This is a genomic window from Streptomyces sp. NPDC057654 (genome assembly GCF_042800135.1).
Classification (GTDB): domain Bacteria; phylum Actinomycetota; class Actinomycetes; order Streptomycetales; family Streptomycetaceae; genus Streptomyces.
Window position 1 is genome coordinate 1 of the sequence record NZ_JBHVHQ010000516.1, and the last position, 6164, is coordinate 6164.

Here is a 6164-nt window from a genome sequence, read left to right on the forward strand (position 1 = left end):
GCCCCCGGGGGGCCCGGCGCGAGTCCCCCGTTCGCGGGCGCCGGGCCGGATTCCCTCAGTTCTGGGGCGAATCCGGCCTTGAGGGGTTTCCCAGGGTCACGCCCCCGTCGATGTTGACGACGCCGCCCGCGATGGAGCCCTGTTCGGCGCGCGCGGTGACGGAGCCCGCGGCGAGGCCGCGGTCGCCCGCGACCTGGGCGCCGCGGGCGTCGCCGATGTGGCGGTCGACCAGCGAGACGGCGGCCCGCAACTCCTCGGCGGCGGCCTCCCGTTCGGTGTCGTCGAGGTCTTCTAGGAGGTCGGCGATCCGTTCCTGCCAGCGGCCCTGGAGGCGCTCGCGCAGTTCGTCGTCGGGGGAGCCGTCGGTGAGCTCCCCGGCCGTGCGGTCCAGCCGCTCCAGCGCGGTACGGGCGCTCCGTTCGCCGCTCCGGCCGAAAAACGCCGCGAGCCGGTCCCGGAACGCGCCCCACGCGTCCGTGCCGGCCGCCTGGACCACCGCCGTACCGCCCATGCCGGCCAGCGCGGCCAACGCCTCCGTCAGCATCCGGTTCCCCTTCGACTCGTTGCCGTACAGGCGCGTAGACGCCCCGCCCGGCGCTCCGTTGCCCCGAAGGGTACCGGCGTCACTCCCCGGTCGCGCCGTCCGCCAGCTCACGGACCACATCGAGCTGGCCGACATGGCGGGCGTACTCCTGGAGGACGTGGAAGAGGATCCAGCCGAGTGTGGGCGCGTCCTCCTCGGTCGCGAACCGGCCCCCGGTGCGGGCGCGTTGGCCGCTCGGGACGCCGGAGGCGATCGCGCGGGAGCGCTCGCACTGCGCCGTGAAGGCGGCCCGTACGGCGTCGACCGTCTCCCCTTCCGGTACGTGCCAGCGACCGCCGGGCCCCCGGTCGCCCCAGGCCCGCTCCTCCGCCATCTCCTGGGCCTCGAATCCCCAGCGGAACCAGCGCAGTTCGACCCAGGTCAGGTGTCTGAGCAGCTCCAGCGGCGTCCAGCCGGACGGCAGCCGGCTGGTGCGCAGCTCGTCCTCGCCGAGGCCGTCGAGCTTGCGGAGCAGCGCGGCGCGGTAGTAGTCGAGGTACGCGTCGGCGAGTTCGCGCGGGTCGCCGAGGGAGTGCGGCGGTTCTGCGGCGGGCGGCGGTGGCGTCGTCATGCGGAGATCGTACGGACCGCCGTACGCGCGTCCCGGCCGTCGTACGGTCCGGCGCGCGCACTCCGCGCGCACCCCGCGCGGGCCGCCGCGCCCGCCTCCGTACGCCCGTAGCGGCAGGTCGGTCCGTGCGCCTCGGCCGCCCGTAGCGGCGGGTCGGCCCGTGCGCCGCGGCACGTCCGCACGGCGCGAACCACACGCCCGCTATACGAACGGCGATCTCTGCGCAACGGACGGTTTCCGGCCAATTGTTGACACGCCCCTGACATATGGCGGCTTCCGGTGGCACTCTTCCCTCGGTTGACGCATGGCTCCCCCATATCCCCAGCCGGCCCGCGTCGCCGCCCTCCCCCCACGCCCGGCGCACCGCGGCCGTCCGACCCAACCGGTCCGGACGGGTCCCGGCGCGGCGGACGCTCCATCTGTTCTGCCTCGATCTGCCCGGGCGACCACCCCGCCGCCCGGTCTCCACCGGCCGCGCCTCCCGTGGCGGCCACCGCAGAAGGAGTCAGCGTGAGACGCACCCCCCATCGGCGCGCCATGGCGACCGGCGCTCTCGTCGCCGCGGGAGCCATGATCGCCGTCGGAGTACAGGCCGGATCGGCCACTGCCCGCCCGGACGACGCGTCCGCGGCCGGCGGCAAGGTGATCGCCAAGGCCGACCCCGGTGCGCAGCCGGTCAAGCTCTCACCCTCGCAACGCGCCGCACTGCTCAAGGAAGCGAACGCGACCAAGGCGGAGACGGCCAAGGCCCTGGGCCTCGGGGCCCAGGAGAAGCTCGTCGTCCGGGACGCCACGCAGGACCGGAACGGCACGGTGCACACCCGGTACGAGCGGACGTACGACGGGCTGCCCGTGCTCGGCGGCGACCTGGTCGTCGACGAGACCAAGAGCGGCGCGCTCCGGTCGGTGGCCAAGGCCACGAAGGCGCGCGTGCGGGTGGCCACCACCAAGGCCGCGCTCGCCCCCTCGGCCGCCGAGAAGTCCGCGGTCGCCGCGGCGAAGGCGCAGGGGTCGAAGAAGACGGCCGCGGACAAGGCGCCGCGCAAGGTGGTCTGGGCCGCGCAGGGCGCGCCCACCCTCGCGTACGAGACCGTGGTCGGCGGCTTCCAGGACGACGGCACGCCCAACCAGCTGCACGTCATCACGGACGCGAAGACCGGCAAGAAGCTCTTCGAGTTCCAGGGCGTCAAGAGCGGCACGGGCAACAGCCAGTACAGCGGCAAGGTCACCATCGGCACGTCCGGGTCCGGCAGTTCGTACCAGATGAACGACACGTCGCGCGGCGGCCACAAGACCTACAACCTCAACCACGGCTCGTCCGGCACCGGCACGCTGTTCACCGACTCCGACGACACCTGGGGCAACGGGACGACGAGCGACCCGGCGACGGCCGGCGTCGACGCGCACTACGGCGCGCAGCTGACCTGGGACTACTACAAGAACGTGCACGGGCGGACCGGCATCCGGGGCGACGGCGTCGGCGCGTACAGCCGCACCCACTACGGCAACGCCTACGTCAACGCGTTCTGGGACGACAGCTGCTTCTGCATGACCTACGGCGACGGGCAGGGCAACTCCAAGCCGCTGACCTCGATCGACGTGGCCGCGCACGAGATGACGCACGGCGTCACCTCGGCCACCGCCAACCTCACCTACAGCGGTGAGTCCGGCGGTCTGAACGAGGCCACCTCGGACATCATGGCGACGGCCGTCGAGTTCTGGGCCAACAACCCGAGCGACGTCGGCGACTACCTGATCGGCGAGAAGATCGACATCAACGGGAACGGCACCCCGTTGCGCTACATGGACAAGCCGAGCAAGGACCGGGCGTCCAAGGACAGCTGGTACTCCGGCATCGGCGGCATCGACGTGCACTACTCGTCGGGCCCGGCCAACCACTGGTTCTACCTGGCGTCCGAGGGCTCCGGCCCGAAGGACATCAACGGCGTGCACTACGACAGCCCGACCTCCGACGGGCAGCCGGTCACCGGCATCGGCCGGGACAACGCGGCGAAGATCTGGTTCAAGGCGCTGACCCAGCGGATGCGCTCCAACACCAACTACGCGGGCGCGCGTGAGGCGACGCTGTGGGCGGCCGGCGAGCTGTTCGGCGTCGGCAGCGAGACGTACAACAACGCGGCGAACGCCTGGGCCGCCATCGCGGTCGGCAGCCGGGTCCCCACCGGCGGCGTCTCGGTCACCGGCCCCGGCGACCAGACGAGCAAGCTCAACGTGCCCGTGAGCCTTCAGATCAAGGCGACGAGCACCAACCCGGGCGCGCTGAAGTACGCGGCGACCGGCCTGCCCGCCGGCCTCACGATCGACGCGGCGTCCGGCCTGATCTCCGGCACCCCGACGGCCGCCGGCACGAGCAATGTGACCGTGACGGTGACGGACTCGGCCAACAAGACGGGCACGGCCGCCTTCAAGTGGACCGTGACCAGCACCGAGGGCAACGAGTTCGAGAACACCACCGACGTCCAGATCCCCGACTCGGGCGCGGCGGTCACCTCGCCGATAACCGTGACCCGCAGCGGCAACGCCCCGGCCGCGCTCAAGGTGGCCGTGAACATCAAGCACACCTACCGCGGCGACCTGGCCATCGACCTGGTCGCGCCGAGCGGCAAGTCCTACCGGCTCAAGAACGTCGATCCGTGGGACTCGGCGGAGAACGTGAACACCACGTACACCGTGAACGCCTCCGCGGAATCGGCCAGCGGTGTCTGGAACCTGCGGGTCCAGGACCAGCTCGCGGGCGACAGCGGCTTCATCGACAGCTGGAAGCTGACCTTCTGACCCCCTCCCGGCCCGCCGTGCGCGGCTGACCGGAGGGCCCCTTAACGAGACGCCGTCCGGGGTGAGTTCGACTCCCCCGGGCGGCGTCTTACCCATTTCCGCAGACCCCGCCGTGTCCTGTTCGTTATCCGGATGTGAATCAACGGCGAACGAACGATTTCCAGCCAACCTGATGTTCGACCAGTGACATGTACGCGCCTCGGGTGGGAGTCTCACAGCGCACGTCACACCCACACCTCTTGTTTCGGTCCGGCCGGCTCTTCCCCGCCGTCCGGCCCGAACCCCCACAGCAAGAAGGAGTTCGCGTGAGGACTCGCGCTACCCGTATATCCGCCGCCGCTGCCGCCGTCACCGCCGCCGCACTCATCACCACCGGCCTGACGACCGGCTCCGCGGGGGCCGCCCCCACGGCGAGAGAGCTGGGCGCCCAGTCCGTCAAGCTCTCCCCCTCGCAGCGGGTCGAGCTGATGCACAGCGCCAACGCCACCACGGCGAAGGCCGCGCAGACCCTGGGCCTCGGCTCGCAGGAGAAGCTGGTCGTCAAGGACGTCATCAAGGACGTCGACGGCACCGTGCACACCCGGTACGACCGTACGTACGCGGGCCTGCCCGTGCTCGGCGGCGACCTGGTCGTGCACCAGGCCAAGAACGGCAAGGTCAAGGACGTCACCAAGTCGACGAAGGCCTCCATCAAGGTCGCGTCGCTCACGCCGAAGGTGGCGCCCAAGTCCGCGCAGCAGAGCGCGCTGAAGGCCGCCAAGGCCGTCTCCGGCGACAAGGCGGCCTCCGACAAGGCCCCGCGCAAGGTCATCTGGGCGGCCATGGGCGCCCCGGTCCTCGCGTACGAGACGGTGGTCGGCGGCTTCCAGAAGGACGGCACGCCGAACCAGATGCACGTCATCACGGACGCCGACACGGGCAAGAAGATCTTCGAGTACCAGGGGATCGAGAACGGCGCCGGCACCAGCGAGTACAGCGGCAAGGTGGAGCTGGGCACCTCCAAGGAGGGCAGCGGCTTCTCCCTGACCGACAAGGGCCGCGGCGGCCACAAGACCCTCAACCTGGACCACGGCCAGTCCGGTGAAGGCAAGCTCTTCACCAACGACACCGACAAGTGGGGCAACGGCAAGCCGGACAACCCGGAGACCGCCGCCGTGGACGCCGCGTACGGCGCCCAGGTCACCTGGGACTACTACAAGAACGTGCACGGCCGCGACGGCATCAAGGGCGACGGCAAGGGCGCCACGTCCCGCGTCCACTACGGCAACGGCTACGTCAACGCGTTCTGGGACGACAGCTGCTTCTGCATGACCTACGGCGACGGCGAGGGCGACAAGAAGCCGCTCACCGAGATCGACGTGGCGGCGCACGAGATGAGCCACGGGGTCACCTCGGCCACCGCCAACCTGGAGTACAGCGGCGAGTCCGGCGGCCTGAACGAGGGCACCTCTGACATCTTCGGCACGGCGGTCGAGTTCAACGCCAAGAACGCCGAGGACCCGGGCGACTACCTCATGGGCGAGAAGATCGACATCAACGGCGACGGCACCCCGCTGCGCTACATGGACAAGCCCAGCAAGGACGGCCAGTCCGCGGACTACTGGTCCGAGGACGTCGGCAACCTTGACGTGCACTACTCGTCCGGCGTCGCCAACCACTGGTTCTACCTGGCGTCCGAGGGCAGCGGCGCCAAGGAGATCAACGGCGTCAAGTACGACAGCCCGACCAAGGACGGCAAGAAGGTCGAGGGCATCGGCCGGGACAAGGCCGAGAAGGTCTGGTTCAAGGCGCTGACCACGTACATGACGTCCAACACGGACTACAAGGGCGCCCGCGAGGCGTCGCTGAAGGCCGCGGGCGACCTGTACGGCAAGGACAGCAAGGAGTACAAGGGCGTGGACGCGGCTTGGGCCGGCGTCAACGTGAAGTGACCTGAGGGGTCTGGGATCTGCGGGATCTGAAGGACCTGACGGCTGAGGCTGTTTCGGGGCGGTGTACGGGCCGGCGGGCCCGTACACCGCCCTTGTCCGTGGTCCGGTTTGGCGCATTCTTTACCGAATGCCACACGGTGAACCTGTGGATAACTTCCCGGTGCGCACGAGGGTTCGATAAAACTGTGATCAGTCGGTCGCGATCTCCGGCGGCCGGCACCACGGAAAGAGGAGTTTCGCGTGCGCACGTCTTCTCACAATTCCCGTACGGACCGCCACAGAT

Annotated in this window: 5 protein-coding genes; 2 read left to right on the top strand and 3 right to left on the bottom strand. The window is 70.2% G+C overall.

All coding sequences use genetic code 11. From position 1 onward, the window contains the following. Positions 1-55: 55 nt before the first annotated feature. From ACFU99_RS29455 to ACFU99_RS29465, 3 genes are all read right to left on the bottom strand, one after another. A complete protein-coding gene (locus ACFU99_RS29455) occupies positions 56-544 on the bottom strand; it encodes a hypothetical protein (protein ID WP_384397789.1) in 489 nt (162 codons plus the stop codon). 79 nt (positions 545-623) lie between these two features. After that, a complete protein-coding gene (locus tag ACFU99_RS29460) occupies positions 624-1154 on the bottom strand; it encodes a DinB family protein (RefSeq protein WP_384397791.1) in 531 nt (176 codons plus the stop codon). Beyond that, positions 1151-1336 (bottom strand): hypothetical protein, encoded by a 186-nt coding sequence (locus ACFU99_RS29465; RefSeq protein WP_384397793.1) that lies wholly within the window; start codon positions 1334-1336, stop codon positions 1151-1153. The genes ACFU99_RS29460 and ACFU99_RS29465 overlap by 4 nt, the downstream gene beginning before the upstream one ends. 328 nt (positions 1337-1664) lie before the next feature. Here ACFU99_RS29465 and ACFU99_RS29470 point away from each other — a divergent pair, with 328 nt between their 5' ends. Both ACFU99_RS29470 and ACFU99_RS29475 read left to right on the top strand, forming a co-directional pair. Next, positions 1665-3950, top strand: a complete 2286-nt coding sequence (locus ACFU99_RS29470; protein ID WP_384397795.1) for a M4 family metallopeptidase — start codon at positions 1665-1667, stop codon at positions 3948-3950. Positions 3951-4255: 305 nt separating this feature from the next. Further along, positions 4256-5881, top strand: coding sequence for a M4 family metallopeptidase (locus ACFU99_RS29475; protein ID WP_384397797.1), 1626 nt, complete (start codon positions 4256-4258; stop codon positions 5879-5881). Positions 5882-6164 lie beyond the last annotated feature (283 nt).